Origin of the sequence: Streptomyces sp. NBC_00582 (assembly GCF_036345155.1) — a bacterium.
Lineage (GTDB): Bacteria > Actinomycetota > Actinomycetes > Streptomycetales > Streptomycetaceae > Streptomyces.
The window spans coordinates 2,468,718-2,482,541 of the sequence record NZ_CP107772.1 but is presented as its reverse complement, the minus strand read 5'-3'; the positions used below and the strand labels follow the sequence as shown (position 1 = coordinate 2,482,541).

Genomic DNA, 13,824 nt, shown 5'->3' with positions numbered 1-13,824 from the left:
TGACCGCCTCCAGGATTTCGGCCGGGGAGGTCGCGGCGAGCAGGGTGGCTAGGGTGTCGATCACGCGGTCGGCCGCGCGGGCGAGCGGTGTGGCGGGAGCTGATTGCGCAGCTCCCGATGCCTACGTACGGAAACAACGAACGTCCACGACGTCCATGCCGGCGGCCTTGGCCGCTTGTACGCCTTCGATCGAGTCTTCGTAGACAAGGCAGCGGGCTGGTGCGACGGCGAGGCGGGCCGAGGTGAGGAGGAACAGCCCCGGGTCCGGTTTGCCCCGAGGGGCGTCTTCACCGGTGATGACGTCGGTGAACAGGGGGCGTAGCCCGGTGGCGTCGAGGCCGGCGTGGACGGCTCGGCGTGCACCGCCCGACGCGATTGCCAGGGGAAGGTGGCCGTGCAGGGTCTCGGCAAGCTGAACCACCGGCCGGTATGTCTGCAGTTCGGCGATCTCGTCGAGGATCAGGTCGAGACACTGGGCGACAACGTCGTCGATCGGCACGTGGGTTCCCGTGGCGGCTGCCAGTTCACTGATCAGCTCTGCTCCGGAGGTCCCGATCCTGGACGTATAGAACGACTCGTTCAGAGTGAGACCCCAGCTGGCGCAGGCGCGGGAGAGGGCGCGGAAATTGAGCGGATGGCTGTTGACGAGCGTTCCGTCCCAGTCGAAGAGCACCGCGTCGTAGCGGTCCAGGTCCGGCGGATTCCCGTGGCCGCAGGCGCCGGGTGTCAGGCATCTGGCGTCGGGCGGTGAAGCGGTGCCGAGCGGGTCGCGTTCGAGAGGTGACGTGGACGAGTGCTGGCCGGCCGGGGGGCCGATGTGGGGGTCACGTGCCTGCATTTTGCCCTCGCTATCGCGTCGTCAGCTGGTCTTGGTGATCAGGTCTTGTGCGTGGCGCTGGGCAGCCGCGGGGTCGGGCGGGGTTGCGGTGACCGCTGACATGAGACGTCCGAGCAGGTGAATGGAGCGGTAGGCGGTCAAGGCGTCCTGCGAGTGCGCGATGCCCTGATCGGCGAGGAGTCGGCTCAGACGGACCGGATGGACAGCGAAGGCATGAGCGGCCCGCGCGTAGTCGAGGTTCGGATCCCCGTAGATCGCCAGCTCCCAGTCGAGGCCCGCAGAAGCGGCTGGCCCGAACAAGAAGTTCCCGGGCTCCGGATCGTTGTGCAGGAGACGAGGCGCGTCCGGCTCAGGCAGGGGCGCACTCGCCAGTGCCTCGGCTGTGGCGGCGGCTTCGTGGTACCCGTGGCGGGCGAGTGCGGCCTGATAGGAGACGAGTCGCTCGCGCAGGTACTCTCCCCAGCTTGTGGCCACCGGGTCGAAGAGACGACCGAAGCCGGGACCGGTGATCTCGTGGACACGGTGCAGGTAGGGGATGACTCGCCGTACGGCCTCTTCTCCACTGCCCGGCGCCGTGCCGTGCAGACGGCGCAGGACCAGCATCTGGCGGCCCCGGATGGAGCCGTCCGCGAGTACGGACGGGGCTGGTATGCCGGCGTCGGACAGCCGCTGCAGAGCTGCTTTCTCGGTGTGTGCGCGCCAGGGTTCGCGGTAGATCTTGACCACGGCGCCGGGCAGGTGGAGAAGCCGGTTGGTTGGGGGGATCACTGTGGCACTCATAGGTGTGCGGAGGGGCTGGTGAGGGCTGCGCGCACGGTCTCGGTAACGGCGGTGTACGGGGTGCGGGTGCCAAAGCGCAGGCTGACAGCCGGTCGGTCGGCGAGGGCGTCGAGAACACGGGCTCCGTTGCTCGCCAGGTAGGCGGTGCTGCTTGTGCGGATGTCGAGCCAGTCGTTGACGTAGATGTTGTCGCCCGGCGACATGCACTGGGCGCGCAGCAGCTCCCGGGCCGGTTCGGGGTGCGTCGCCTGCAGATGGAGGTCGTGGGAGCCTTGGATGACTTGCGGGAAGACGACGAGATCCACGGTTGCGGACACAGCCAGGGGCGTGCCGGTGCGCTCATGCCATTCGGAGGGGAGGATGTGAAGTTTGTTGGCGCCGCGGAAGTTCTGCCAGTCGGTGTCCGTCGTGGACTGGGGGCGCGTGAGGTCCCACTGCTCGGCGCTCGCGTAGCCGAGTGCTTGCAGGGTGCCGCCGTTGAGCCGGATCGGGCCGGGCATGGCGACAGCCCGGGGAGCCGCGCCTGCGGAAACAGTCAGCATGGTGCGGTCGTTGGAGAGGAAAGCGCCCGTCGCGGTCGCGGCCAGCGCGAGCGCGAGGGTCGACTTGCCGGCGCCGGAGTCGCCGACGACCAGGATGCCGCGGCCGTCCATGGTGGCGGCCGACGCGTGCAGGCACACCCAGCCGTCGTCCTCGGCCCGGCGGTAGCCGATCTCCCGCAGATGCCGTGCGGCGTTCATCGTGGCATCGGTGTCGTTGCACGTGATGACGGTGAAACTGCCTGGGTGGCGGACGATGAGCTGCGGCGCGATCCCGGCATCGGGGTCGGTCAGGAGCACCGGGCCGCCGGGCATCTGGTGCCATGTTGCCGGGGCACCGACGTGCATCCGTACGTGGCGTGGTGCTCCGGTGCCCCGTGAACGGACACGCTCGGCAAGAGCGGCGACGCGGGCACGGGGCAGGGCGAGACTGCGCATCGTCGCGGTGACGCCGGTGGCTGCGGCGTCGGGGGGCATGACGTTCCACAGGTCGCTGGGTGGTGTGAACAGGCGCTGTATATAGGTCGTTGCCGTGCTGGTCGACGCGAGTACCCCGATCGTGAGACCGCTGAGCTGGACGGTGATCTTCTGGGTGCACCACGTGTCGAGGGAGGTCACATTGACGTCGCCGTCGAGGAAGGCGTCGAGCACGGGTATGACCTGATCAGCGGCGGGCATCGGCATCTCCGGCTGCGAGGAAGTGTTCGATCTTGCTCTGGCCATTGCGGGCGTGCGGGATGTGGTGAGCCGCCAGGACGGCGGCGACGGTGTCGGCGGTCTCGGCCACGGACTGCCGGATCCGGGAGGCGGTCGCGGTGACAGGGGTGGCGGTGAAGCAGGCCCCGTACTCGATCTCGACCTGCTGGAGGGTGCCGGGGTGCGGCGCGAGGGCGGTGGTGTCGACGGTGACGGTGGACCAGTGGCCGTCCGTGTCGGGCGGGGAGGGCAGGTCCCAGGTGGCGCGGTGGAGTGTGCCGATATGAACGAGGCGCGGATGGCCGAGGACTTCTGCCACCTGGGCCAGGGCCTCCTCACGGGTGGCAGCGGGGCGGATGCTCTTGTGGAGACGGCCGTCCTTGAGGAATTTGGCCTTGGCCCACCAAGTTCCATCGGACCGGGGGGTCAGGGCGGCGTACTCGCGCCGCCCGGTACCGGGCGGCAGATAGATCTCAGAGCCCAGGACACGCCTGTGGATGGTGAGGCCGAAGACCGGCGTACCGGTAGCAGGCAGATGATCGCGCAACAGACGTGCGACAGCGGCGGGATTGGCCGGGACGGTGAGGGTGATCTTCTCCTCGGCCTCCGGGCCCTGTCCGGAGCGATGGCCGGGGCGGGGCAGGGGGAAGTTCACCGCAGCACGCTCATCTGCGATGGCGCAGGCCCAGGCCGTGAAGTCTCCCGACGCGTCGGCGGACACTGCGGTGCGGTGGAAGGCTGCCAGGACGACGGCGTCTGGCCGCCATTGCACGGTAACGAAGAAGACGGCCTCACCGGCGGATTTGTCGATATAGCAGGCCCATAAGGGTACATGGACCACCCCAGGGACGGACTGTTTCGGGCGACCGCGGTCGGGCCCGTGCCACAGCTGACGGCGCAGGGTCGCTCCGTCAAGGACGAGGGCGGGGCCGGCCACGGGGACGCTGAGGTGGGCGTAGACGACGCCAGGGGCGGTCGGCGAATCGGTGGTGGCCGCGACGAGAAGCACGAGTGGTCCCTTCGGATGAGCTACGGCCGGGTGAGGATCGCGCGCCATACCGAGCGCTGCCCCGGGTCTCCCGGGCTGAGATACTGCACGGCTTCCCCACCCGGGACGAGCCCTGAGGCATGGATGAAGCAGAGCAGGTCGTCAGGGGAAAGGAGCGTCATGTGCTGGCCGTTCGGCAGCGCGTACCGGTCGTTGCCGAGGGGAGTGAGGCACGGGTCGAGGTGACCTGCGGTGAAGAGGTTCAGCGACAGCGTTCCGCGGGGGACGAGGACCCGGTACAGCTCGCGTAGCGCCCTGGCGAGAGCGCCACGGTGGTGGAGGTTGTGCAGGACGCCGTGGCACACAACGAGGGATACCCGCTGGTCGCCCACCGGGAGGCTGGTGACGTCGGCTTCGACGAAGGTGGTCCGGGGCCCGGTGCGGCGGCGGGCCTCTTGCAGCATGCCGGGGTGCAGGTCGATCGCGAGCACCTGGTAGCCCGCTGCGGCCAGGGCGGGCAGGTTCCGGCCGGCACCGCAGCCCGCGTCGAGCGCGAGGGCGGCTTCGGGCACCGGGGCGGCGAGCAGCTCCGCGAGGTAGGGCGGTACGGGCAGCTCGGCGAAAGCGGCGACCGTGGCGCGGTCGTTCCAGTAGGCGCCGGTGGGGGCCGGTCCGGTGTGGGTCATTGTTCCTCCTGGCCGTGGAGCGTGTAGCCGCTGTTCCACGGCTGGCAGCGCAGGGTCCGCAGTCCCGCGTCGGCGAATGCTTGCTCGCACCTTTCGGGGGTGCGGGTGAGGGCGGCGAAGGTGGGGCCCACGGAGGAGAGGGTGAGGACCTCGGCGAGGCGGTCGGTGAAGATGTGTTCGACCTTCTCGCCCGTGGCCAGCAAGTCGGGGTGGGAGAACGCGCAGTTGGCGAGGCTCCCCATCCGGAAGCGGTAGTCGAACAGCAGGCTGCCGAGCGGGCGGAGGTCGCCGTCGATCAGGGCGGGCCAGGCGTCGTGCAGGAGCCGGTAGGCGATCTCGGGTCCGTACGTTCGGCCGGTTGCGGTGAAAGCGTCGAAGTGGCGGGCCTCGGCGGCGAGGCTGTCCCGTGCGTCCCAGATCACCGGGTCGTGGGGCATGCCGAGCACGATGTGCGTCTCCTCGGGCAAGGCCGCTTGCAGCAGCGGCACCTGCGCGCCGGCGACCACCTGGACCGCGCCGGCTATGAGCCCGGCCGCCGCGGATCCGCCCAGGCACTGGACCGGCAGAAGGTGATAGTCCTCTTGGTCGATCTCCTCACCGTGGTTGAGAGCCAGGAACTTGACGAGCTGACGGGCGGCGACGGGACGCCCGTAGAGCTCGTTGACGGCCGCGGCCACGGCGGCGATCTGCCCGCTGCTCGATCCGAGCCCGAGGTGCGCGGGCAGGTCCGGGGCGCTCACCCGCACCCGCAGCCGCTCGTGGGTGCCGAGCGCCGTACGCATCAGCAGCGCGGCGTGCCGGGCCAGGACCGGGTGGTCGCAGTCCGGGGTGGTCTGCACGGCGGGGCCGTCGTCGACGATGTCGACCTCGACGCGGCGCATGAGGTCACAGGCGAAGAGGAGTTCGCCCGCGAGGTAGGCACCTTGGCTGGGAACGATCTTGCTGGAGTCCAGGGCCATGGCATTGATGCGGCTGGGGTAGGCCAGACGTACCTGGTCCGTAACCGGCTGCGGCGGCCTGCCACTCATGGGGGCGAGCGCGAGTGGGGAGCGTGGGGCGCCGAGCGGGAAGGGCGGAAAGTCGCTGTCGATGGAGGGGCTCATGCGGGGCTCCCGGGGCTGAGGAGGGCGCGGGCGCTGTCGGTGACGTCGAGCAGGCGGTCGAGGGCGCTGGTGGTGTAGCCGCCGCTGCCGAGGGATCCGTCGGCCCGGATGGCCATGTTGGCCCGGGCGAGTTGGCGGTGGGGCAGGCGGAAACGCAGCAGGTCGTCGATGAGCAGGGCAGCGGCTGGCCGCAGATGGGGACGACGGTGGGCGAGGCGGGCCAGACCTGGGGTTCGGCGTCCCGCGTCGACCAGGGCGCGGTGGTGCGGCGGCAGATACAGGACGTTGTCGGTGAGGTACTGCTCGTACCAGACGGCGAGTTCGCCGGTGGCCGCCTGGCTGAGGATCATCACATCGAGCACGAGCAGCGGCATCTGGGCGCCGCCCGGCGCGTAGTAGGTCCGACCGTCGATCTCGAGAGGCGGGTAGTACGGGCGCAGGAGACCGGTGAAGTAGTGCGGTGTCAGCGTGCGTTTGACCGTCAGCAAGCGCGCGGCGAAGTCTCGCAGCCGATCGTGGACGGCGGCGGCGAGGGCGTCAGCTGCGTTCCGGTCGGCAGCAGCAGGAAGGCCGGAGCAGTGCCGGATCGCGTCGTCGAGCGCGTGGCTGGCGGCGGTGACCTCGTCGATGAATACGTGCTCGCCTGGCGTGTCGGTGAAGGAACGCCTCCGGGGACCACGGGGGTTGCGGGTGGCGTAGGAGTACACCGTCTCCCGGGGTACCTCGTCGGCCGTGGCGCCGAGGTGGAGCATGGCCGCTTCGACGGCGGGCGGCGGGACCGCGTGGCCGGTGTGGCGGGCGAGGGAGGCGGTGATCATGCCCAGGTCCCGCAACGCCGCCCGGGCGGGGGCGGCGTCGCGGATCGAGGCGGCGTGCCGGCAGAGGTGCTCGGCTCGGGTACGCAGCCAGGTGGTGTCGGCTGCGATGTTGGCCTGGGGCAGGGCCCTCATCACCGCGTCGGCGCCGAGCGGGTCGAGCGCGGCCGTGGTCGAGTCGAGGTCGCGGGTGAGCGTCATAGGTCCTCTCCCTGCTCCCCGGGGCCGGTGCCCCGGGCGCGGTCATTCGATGGGCTGGTCGTCCCGGTAGGACCACACGCGGCCGGCGCTGAGGCTGTCGAGGTAGTCCAGCAGGGGTTCGATCTCGGGTCGGGTCGCGGTGGAGGACGCCAGGACGGACTTCGCCTGGTCCAGTGACAGCAGGACCGCGCCGGTCACTTTGCCGTCCGGGTCGTGGACCGCGATCTCGCCGTCCCACTCGGCGCAGTCGAAGGTCGCGACCACCGTGGAGGGGTAACGGTCGGTCGTGGTGTTGACGAGGTAGGCCAGCGGGCCCACCCCGGTCAGGTTCAGACCGGTCTCTTCCCTGACCTCGCGGACGAGGGCCTCGGTGAGGAGTTCGCCGCGCTCGACGCCGCCGCCGGGGATGGACCACATCTCCTTGCCGTCGCGCTGTTCCTGGACCAGGACGATGTGGTCGCCGCGCCGCAGCAGTGCGGCGACGACCTGGACGCCGGGCCCGCTGACCGGTGCGGGAGCCGGGGCGGCAGTGGCGGTTTCGTTGGCGGTCATGTTCGCTCCAGTTCGGTTCGCAGGGCCGTGATGCACCCGGGGAGCTGGGTGGGGTCACGGCCGTGCCAGTACAGGAAGTACGACAGGGTGATGACCAGGCGGTGGAAGGCGAGGCGCTGCTCGAACAACGGGTCGGCCGGCTCCCCGCGTTGCTGCCAGTAGGCGTCCAGCAGCTGTTGCCGGTCGGGGGCGGAGGGCAGGCACCAGCGGTCGAGTTTGACGAAGTCGCTGGCGGCTTCCGCCGTGGTGGCGTGGTCGAAGTCGAGCAGGGCGATCTTGCCGCCGGGTCGGATGAGGATGTTATCCGGGTGAATGTCCTGATGGCTATTCACGCACTCCTGGTGGCCAAGCTGTTCGGCCAGCGGCAGACCGCGTCGGCGAGTGGTTTCGGCGAGTGGGGTGGGGATCAGCCGGTGTAGGCAAAGAGCGTCGACGAGGTCGGAGAGCTGGCGGGCACGGGAGGCGGGTGTTGCCGTGAGGGGAGGTGCTGGCTGGGTGGAGTGCAGCAGGGCGATCTGGTGTCCAAGCCGCGGCCACAGGTCCGTCTCGATGGCGTCGTCCTGGCGGGCTTCGGCGAAGGTGCGGCCGTCAAGCCATTCCTGGAGCAGGAACGGGCCGAGGGCCGGGTCGGTGCCCACGCGCAGGACCCGCGGGACCGCGACCCCGCTTGATGCCGCGTCGCTCATGGCCGCGGCCATCTGACGCAGATGGGCCTCGCCCTCACGGTTGTTGAGCTTGAGGAGGTAGGAGCGGTCGGCACCGGTCAGGTGCCAGCAGGTGTTGAAGCGGCCCTGGGGCAAGGGCCGGGCGCTGAGCGTTCCGGCGCCAGGGAGGAGACGGCTGACGGCGGCGCGATCGAGGACGGCTGTGGTCATCGGCCGGCTCCCGCGATGACGAGTCCGGAGGGCAGCCCGTCGCGCGTGAACACCTCATGGACGTGCTCGGCGAAGTCGACGACCTGCTCGATACCGAGCCGTAGCGGGTCGCGGACGTCCAGGCGGGGCAGGGCATCGTGCAGATGCCGGCCGAGGTCGAAGGGGGCGGAGAGTTCGATGGATTCGGTCCTCGGCTCGGACAGCGGGGTGAGTGCCAGGTGCAGGCCGCTGTCGCTGATCCGGCCGTCCACGGTGCACAGTCCGGCGGTCGCGGAGCGGGCCGCCAGGATGGTGCCGATGGCAGTGGGGGCGAGGAGTTCGGCCAGGTAGGCGGTGCCCTTCCATCTCCGGCCGACCGCGATCTCCAGTTCGGTATCGAAGAACCGGTTCGGGAAGCGCCGGAACTGCTCGCGGCGAAGGTGCCTGCGGCGGGGCAGCAGCACATCGGCGTTATGACGGGCGGTCAGGACGGCGGGCGCGGCGGCGTTGTCGGTGCGGCGCACGCTGATCTCGGCCGAGGTGTCGATGGAGAAGGAGTAGTCGTCGCTGTGGGGGCGGAGGAATCCCGCCGCGTCCTTGCCGATCTTGGCGGTGATGGCGTCGGGGAAGATCTGCAGCTCATCGGCTCCCTGCTCACCGAGTGCCTTGTACTCGGCGGAGCGGAAGGTGCCGTCCGGCTCGAAGTTCAGCAGGACGCGCAAGGAGCCGGGCAACAGCATCGTGGCGTGGATCGCGCCGACGAGGGACAGCTGTTGCTGGTGGAGGTCGAGGACTTCGAGGAAGTAGTGCTCGGTGCGTACGCCCATCAGCTCGTTGGCGAAGGGATTCTTCAGGTCGGGGGCGTAAACCCACACCTCGCCGCCGGCCCGTGCCGGGCCCCATCGGGTGTCCTGTATCTGTTCGCCGGTGGTGCGCCGGTGGGTGAAGGTGTGGAAGGAGTAGCCCGGTACGTGGGGGTCGCGGCGGCCTTCGGGGTGGACGACGAAGTGACGGAAGCAGTCGGTGTGGGTGCGGGTGTCCGCGACCACTTCGGAGGTGATGCTCCGGCTGCGTCCACGGCTGTCGGAAGCCCTCGCGCGAGCTTGGGCTGTGGCATCGGCCAGGTGCCCGGCGAAGGTGGTGATCTGGGCTTCTGTCAGGGAGCCGGAGGCGTAGAAGTGGTAGAAGAGGCGTGTCCCTCCGTCCCCGTGGGGGTCCGGGAGGGTGAGGGGGACGAGCCGGTAGCGCTCGCACAACTCCGGCGGCAGCCGTCCGCCGGGGTGGCTGAAGGAGGCGGAGACGACGGGCGCGTGCGGGGCGGGCGCCAGTAGGGCGTCGGGGTCGGCGGCCTGTATAGCGGCGGTGAGCTGGTCTCGGCGTTCGAGGCAGCGGGTGGTGAGGGCGGTGTAACCAGTGCGGCCCAGGGTGTGCAGGGTGGCCCACAGGGCTGCCGCGGTGGCGCCGGGGCGGGAGCCCAGGACGGTCTCGTCGGGGATCCGGGTGGGGGGGTCGATGCGGGTGACGTGTTCGAGTAGTCCCTTGCGGACGAGCAGGGCCCCGCACGCGTAGGGCATGAGGCCGGCCTTGTGGGGGTCGACGGCCATGGAGTGCACCCCGGGGCTGCGGAAGTCGAAGGGCAGATCGGGGGCGGTGAAGGGGAAGACGAACCCGCCGTGCGCGGCGTCTACGTGCAGGAAGCAGCGGATGTGTCCGGGGTGCTGGAAGGCGAGGTCGCGCAGGTCGGCGGCGATCTCGTCGATAGGGTCGGCGAAGCCGCTGTTGTAGTACCCGGCGGTGGCCACCACGATGATGCCGGTAACCCCGGCCGCGATGGCCTCATTGGCGGCCCTGTGGACCTGTTCGCGGATTAGGGTCCAGGTGGGCCCGGCGGGCAGGCGTACCAGGTCGATGTCGAGGATCTCGGCGGCTTTGGCGACGGAGGCGTGGCACAGGTCCGAGGTGAGCACGCGTATCCGGTGGCCGTCGGTGCGCAGCAGGTTGCGGGCGATGCGCAAGGCGGCGAGGGTCGCTTCGCTGGCGCCGCTGGTCAGGTGCCCGTCGAGGGCTCCGCCGTGGTAGAGACCGGCGATGACGGCTAGGGCTTCCTTCTCCAGCCGCCGGGTGCCGGCCTTGCCCTCGCCGAAGCGGGTGTGGACACCGACGTTGTTGGTGTTGACCGCCGACCAGTCGCCCAGGACGCGTACGGCCTCCGGGTGAGGGGCGGCCATCGCGAAGCCGAGCCGGGTCTGTTCGGGATCCTCCCAGGCCGGTATCTCGACCCGGGCCTCGGCAAGGTGCTGGTCGATGGACTCGCGGGTCCAGCCGGTTTCGGGGAACTCGGTGGGCACGGCCCAGCCGATGTCCAGATCACCCATGAAGCGTGCCTCCTCGGGTTTCGGGGGCGATCTCGCCCAGGTGCTCGGTCTTGGTGAACCGCAAGTCCCGGCCGGTGAGTTTGGCGGCGCTCGCGCGCAGGGCCAGCAGCCACGGGCCGAGCGCGCTCACCGCGGGCTGCGGCAGGAAGGTGGCGATGGCCGCGGCGGCCGGCGGCTGCTGCCAGCCACCACGGGCCTGGCCGGGCGTCCGGAAATCCTCAAGGAGCCGGCCGCGCAGCCGGTACGCCACGACCGGCTCGATGACCCCTGCCGCAAGCGCGGCCACAGCCAGCGGCGAGAGTTGGCGCCGGGCGGCCAGATGCATGGCTGCGGCCGTCATCACCACCGGTCCCAGAGCCCAGGCGGCGCCGTCGGCGAGAGCCCGGGCTGCCAGCAGCCGCTGGCCGGTGCGCGAGAGCCGGGTGGGCCGGGCAGCGGCGAAGCGGTAGTCGTGGCGGGTTGCGGCGTTCGCGAAGGCCACGCTGCTGAACGCGCGGGCCATGGCCGCCACGCTCTGGTACGGCTCGACGATGTTGACCGAGGGCAGGACCGCGATGGGCTCGCCGGCCATGCTCAGACGGTGGCCGACCGCGAGGTCGTCGTGCGGTTCCTGGAAGAACCCGATGTCCTCTATCTTGTCGCGGCGCACGATGAGCCCGGAGCCCACTCCGTAGACCATCGGGCGTGCCAGCGCGGTCAGCAGCCGGGGGCGTCGTCCGGGAGCGCACCGGCGGGCCACCTTGATGCGCCGGTATTCGATGCCGAGGGTGCGGCGGAACGAGGCGAGGTCCTGACCGGACATCACTGCCGAGCGCCGCCCGCGGCCTGCGGGGAAGGCGGGCAGCATCGGCTGCTGGATCATCGCGGGCCGGTCCATCGCGGCCTGGGTGAACTGTGAGCGCAGCCGGGCGTCGGGAACCGTGTCGGCGTCGAACACCGCGATGTAGTCGTCTGAGGGCGGCAGCAACTCCTCCAGCGCCGCGACGGCATAGTTGAGCTGGGAAGCCCGGCGTCCCTGGCCCGGATAGGACACGACGTGGAAGACCTCCCTGGTCAGACGCTCGTTGTGTACTCGTGCGAGGTCCCGGCACAGGTCCTCGGTGGTCTGCCGGCCGCTGGGTGTCTCGGCCGCCTCACGGGCGGCGGTGACCACCAGGACGCGCAGCTGCGGCCACTGGGCGGCGAGATCCGCGAAATGCGCCAGCGAGCGGGGTATCACCGCCTGTTCGCGCAGCGCGGGGATGATCACCGTCAGACCGGGCTCTCCGCCGGGTGACGCGTGTTCGGCCTGGTTGGCCTCGGAGCGCAGGCAGCGGTAGGACAGGGCCATGGAGGCGGTCATGTACAGGGACCGGATGGTGTAGGCGGCGGTGAGCAGGCGGCTGACACGGATCACGGTGACTCCTGTTCGGCTAAGCCCAGCTCGCGCAGGCACCGCTCGGCGTCCTCGAAGTAGAGGGGACGGGCCTGGGGGCGGCGGGTCAGGATGCGGTCGCGGGCGGTGGCGGGCTCCCATCCACGCGCGCGCAGGATGGCGTAGGCGGCGGCCGGCGAGCGGTTGACTCCGGCCGCGCAGTGGCAGTACAGCCGGGCCCCCTCCTCGCGTGCAGCCAGCTCGGCGAAGGACACGCAGGCGGCGTACCAGTCGGCACCCCGAGAGGCGCCGTCGTCCGCGGTGGGCGCCGAATGCCACATCAGGTCGGGGCATACGGCGGCGGGAGGCGGCACCGGGCGCGGGGTCCGGCAGTCCAGTACGTGTGTGACACCGAGTTCGAGAAGGGCCCGGACGGCGGGCGGGGTGTCCGGCGCGGCGCCGACCAGAAGCCACTCGGTCACCGGCTGGGCATCCAGCGCAGGTTCAGCGTGCATCGACGGCCCCCACAGTCGTGCGGGGGGCCGTGTAGATCCGCTCGGCGGTGCCGTGCACGAGCCGTCGGGCGATGTCCTGGCCCATGGTGACGGCGTGATCCATGTTGCCGATCTCGTAACGCCAGGTACCGAAGCGCCCGCGTGAGTAGATGCCGTGCCTCTCCAGCCACGGCTGGATGAGCGCCAGCGCCGCGTCCCGGCCGGTGGTCGGCACCGGGTAGGCGTAGGGGATCAGCTCCACGTGGCCGCTGACACGTTCGGCGCGCTCGGGGACCAGGCCGCAGCGACGCAGCGCCGTGTCACACTCCTCGACCAGTCCGGTCCGGTCCAGCAGGGTTCCCGCGGGCAGCGACGTTTCGGTCATCCAGGCCGAGTACCGGCCGGGGGCGGAGTCCGGGACATTCGCCGGCGCGTATCGGGAGAAGTTCGTCGCCCGGTAGAACGGTGCCTCCCCTCCGGGGAAGTACAGCCACGAGCGCCGGTCGGTCGTCGGTGACCGGTAGCCGAGGCCCACCATCGCCACGGTGGTGTGGCGCAGGGTGCTGGCTGCCTGGCGCACGTCCTCTGGTGCTCCGGCTGTCATCGCAACGAGCCTGTCGAGCGCGCCGGTGGCGACCAGGTGGCCGTAGGTGAGGACGGTGCCGTCAGCTGTCAGCAGGGTCTTTGCGGCCTCATCGACGTGGACGACGCTCTGACCGGTGCGGACATCGCCGTCCAGGCGGGCGGCGAGCCGCTGCCAGATCGCGCCGGTGCCGCCCGAGGCAGGAAACGCGAACTGCGCGTTGGGGCCCCACGCTTGCGTGCCGGTGGATCCCGTCTTCAGCGCGCGTCGCAGCGCGCCGGTGTCGGCGGGTGCGACCCGTTCCGCAATCCAGGAGGCAGACATCTCGCTCAGGCTGGTGGCCCAGATTTTCCGGTTGTACGAGGCGAAGAACTCCTCCACCAACGCGGGCCCGTAGGTCGCCTCCAGCCATGAGGCGAAGTCCGTCTCGGCGAGAGCGCGGCCTCGGGCCTGTGCTGCGGTCAGATCGTCCAGGCACCTCCGGGCTGTTGCCCGGGGCAGGTGGTGCAGATGCTGCTGGAAGGGGTAAGGCACCCAGCTCCCGCCGTGCCGGATGAACGAGGAACGCTCGTGGTGCAGCAGCTCCTCCGGCTCGAACAACTCGGCCAGCAGCGCGTCGAAGCTCTTCAGCTTGGAGAACACGACGTGACCGCCGAGATCCCAGGTGAAGCCGGCCTCGTCGACGACCGAGGAGCCCAGGCCCCCGACCGTCGGCGCGGCCTCCAGCAGCATCCAGTCGCGGTGACCGAGGCGCTGGAGTTCGTGCGCGCATGCCAGCCCGCAAGGCCCTGCCCCCAGGATCACCACCGGGACCACGGGACGTGCTCGGGTTGTGCTGTTCCTCACGACACCCTCCTCATCGCACAACGGCTGCGGCAGCTGATAACTGCGAGGTGCCGCCCCCGACTTCGGTGGGAACCGGCAGACCGGGCCGAAGTGGCCTCCCGGGCCGTAACGGGAGGCGCC

At 70.5% G+C, this 13,824-nt stretch carries 13 protein-coding genes; all 13 read right to left on the bottom strand.

All coding sequences use genetic code 11. From position 1 onward, the window contains the following. Nucleotides 1–121: 121 nt before the first annotated feature. The 13 genes from OG852_RS10635 to OG852_RS10575 all read right to left on the bottom strand — a co-directional run bounded on the left by OG852_RS10635 (nt 122) and on the right by OG852_RS10575 (nt 13,704). On the bottom strand, nt 122–838 hold the full coding sequence (locus OG852_RS10635) for an HAD family hydrolase (RefSeq protein WP_330347732.1): 717 nt from the start codon (nt 836–838) through the stop codon (nt 122–124). A 21-nt stretch (nt 839–859) separates the two neighbouring features. Then, a complete protein-coding gene (locus tag OG852_RS10630; protein WP_330347731.1) occupies nt 860–1,606 on the bottom strand; it encodes a phosphotransferase in 747 nt (248 codons plus the stop codon). Between the two features lie 8 nt (nt 1,607–1,614). After that, nucleotides 1,615–2,835, bottom strand: a complete 1,221-nt coding sequence (locus tag OG852_RS10625) for a hypothetical protein (protein ID WP_330347730.1) — start codon at nt 2,833–2,835, stop codon at nt 1,615–1,617. After that, complete coding sequence (locus tag OG852_RS10620; protein ID WP_330347729.1) at nt 2,822–3,625, bottom strand: hypothetical protein; 804 nt, start codon at nt 3,623–3,625, stop codon at nt 2,822–2,824. The genes OG852_RS10625 and OG852_RS10620 overlap by 14 nt, the downstream gene beginning before the upstream one ends. Before the next feature lie 257 nt (nt 3,626–3,882). Continuing rightward, nucleotides 3,883–4,527: a class I SAM-dependent methyltransferase gene (locus OG852_RS10615; protein WP_330347728.1), complete on the bottom strand. Its 645-nt coding sequence runs from the start codon at nt 4,525–4,527 to the stop codon at nt 3,883–3,885. Continuing rightward, on the bottom strand, nt 4,524–5,630 hold the full coding sequence (locus OG852_RS10610; protein WP_330347727.1) for a GHMP family kinase ATP-binding protein: 1,107 nt from the start codon (nt 5,628–5,630) through the stop codon (nt 4,524–4,526). Before OG852_RS10610 ends, OG852_RS10615 begins: the two co-directional genes overlap by 4 nt. Beyond that, on the bottom strand, nt 5,627–6,646 hold the full coding sequence (locus OG852_RS10605; RefSeq protein WP_330347726.1) for a monodechloroaminopyrrolnitrin synthase PrnB family protein: 1,020 nt from the start codon (nt 6,644–6,646) through the stop codon (nt 5,627–5,629). The genes OG852_RS10610 and OG852_RS10605 overlap by 4 nt, the downstream gene beginning before the upstream one ends. Nucleotides 6,647–6,688: 42 nt before the next feature. Next, on the bottom strand, nt 6,689–7,198 hold the full coding sequence (locus tag OG852_RS10600) for an NUDIX hydrolase (protein WP_319667318.1): 510 nt from the start codon (nt 7,196–7,198) through the stop codon (nt 6,689–6,691). Beyond that, nucleotides 7,195–8,073, bottom strand: a complete 879-nt coding sequence (locus tag OG852_RS10595) for a phosphotransferase family protein (RefSeq protein ID WP_330347725.1) — start codon at nt 8,071–8,073, stop codon at nt 7,195–7,197. Before OG852_RS10595 ends, OG852_RS10600 begins: the two co-directional genes overlap by 4 nt. Next, complete coding sequence (locus OG852_RS10590) at nt 8,070–10,427, bottom strand: pyridoxal phosphate-dependent decarboxylase family protein (protein ID WP_330347724.1); 2,358 nt, start codon at nt 10,425–10,427, stop codon at nt 8,070–8,072. Before OG852_RS10590 ends, OG852_RS10595 begins: the two co-directional genes overlap by 4 nt. After that, complete coding sequence (locus tag OG852_RS10585; protein ID WP_330347723.1) at nt 10,420–11,823, bottom strand: glycosyltransferase; 1,404 nt, start codon at nt 11,821–11,823, stop codon at nt 10,420–10,422. Before OG852_RS10585 ends, OG852_RS10590 begins: the two co-directional genes overlap by 8 nt. Then, nucleotides 11,820–12,296: a protein-tyrosine phosphatase family protein gene (locus OG852_RS10580; protein ID WP_330347722.1), complete on the bottom strand. Its 477-nt coding sequence runs from the start codon at nt 12,294–12,296 to the stop codon at nt 11,820–11,822. The genes OG852_RS10585 and OG852_RS10580 overlap by 4 nt, the downstream gene beginning before the upstream one ends. Further along, the gene (locus OG852_RS10575; protein WP_330347721.1) at nt 12,286–13,704 is read right to left on the bottom strand and encodes a protoporphyrinogen/coproporphyrinogen oxidase; all 1,419 of its coding nucleotides are present in this window, start codon (nt 13,702–13,704) and stop codon (nt 12,286–12,288) included. The genes OG852_RS10580 and OG852_RS10575 overlap by 11 nt, the downstream gene beginning before the upstream one ends. Between the last annotated feature and the right edge of the window lie 120 nt (nt 13,705–13,824).

Coding starts and splice junctions, on each gene's coding strand:
- OG852_RS10635 (WP_330347732.1), bottom strand. CDS start 838: ATGCAGGCACGTGACCCCCACATCGGCCCCCCGGCCGGCCAGCACTCG.
- OG852_RS10600 (WP_319667318.1), bottom strand. CDS start 7,198: ATGACCGCCAACGAAACCGCCACTGCCGCCCCGGCTCCCGCACCGGTC.
- OG852_RS10610 (WP_330347727.1), bottom strand. CDS start 5,630: ATGAGCCCCTCCATCGACAGCGACTTTCCGCCCTTCCCGCTCGGCGCC.
- OG852_RS10615 (WP_330347728.1), bottom strand. CDS start 4,527: ATGACCCACACCGGACCGGCCCCCACCGGCGCCTACTGGAACGACCGC.
- OG852_RS10605 (WP_330347726.1), bottom strand. CDS start 6,646: ATGACGCTCACCCGCGACCTCGACTCGACCACGGCCGCGCTCGACCCG.
- OG852_RS10580 (WP_330347722.1), bottom strand. CDS start 12,296: ATGCACGCTGAACCTGCGCTGGATGCCCAGCCGGTGACCGAGTGGCTT.
- OG852_RS10625 (WP_330347730.1), bottom strand. CDS start 2,835: ATGCCCGCCGCTGATCAGGTCATACCCGTGCTCGACGCCTTCCTCGAC.
- OG852_RS10590 (WP_330347724.1), bottom strand. CDS start 10,427: ATGGGTGATCTGGACATCGGCTGGGCCGTGCCCACCGAGTTCCCCGAA.
- OG852_RS10595 (WP_330347725.1), bottom strand. CDS start 8,073: ATGACCACAGCCGTCCTCGATCGCGCCGCCGTCAGCCGTCTCCTCCCT.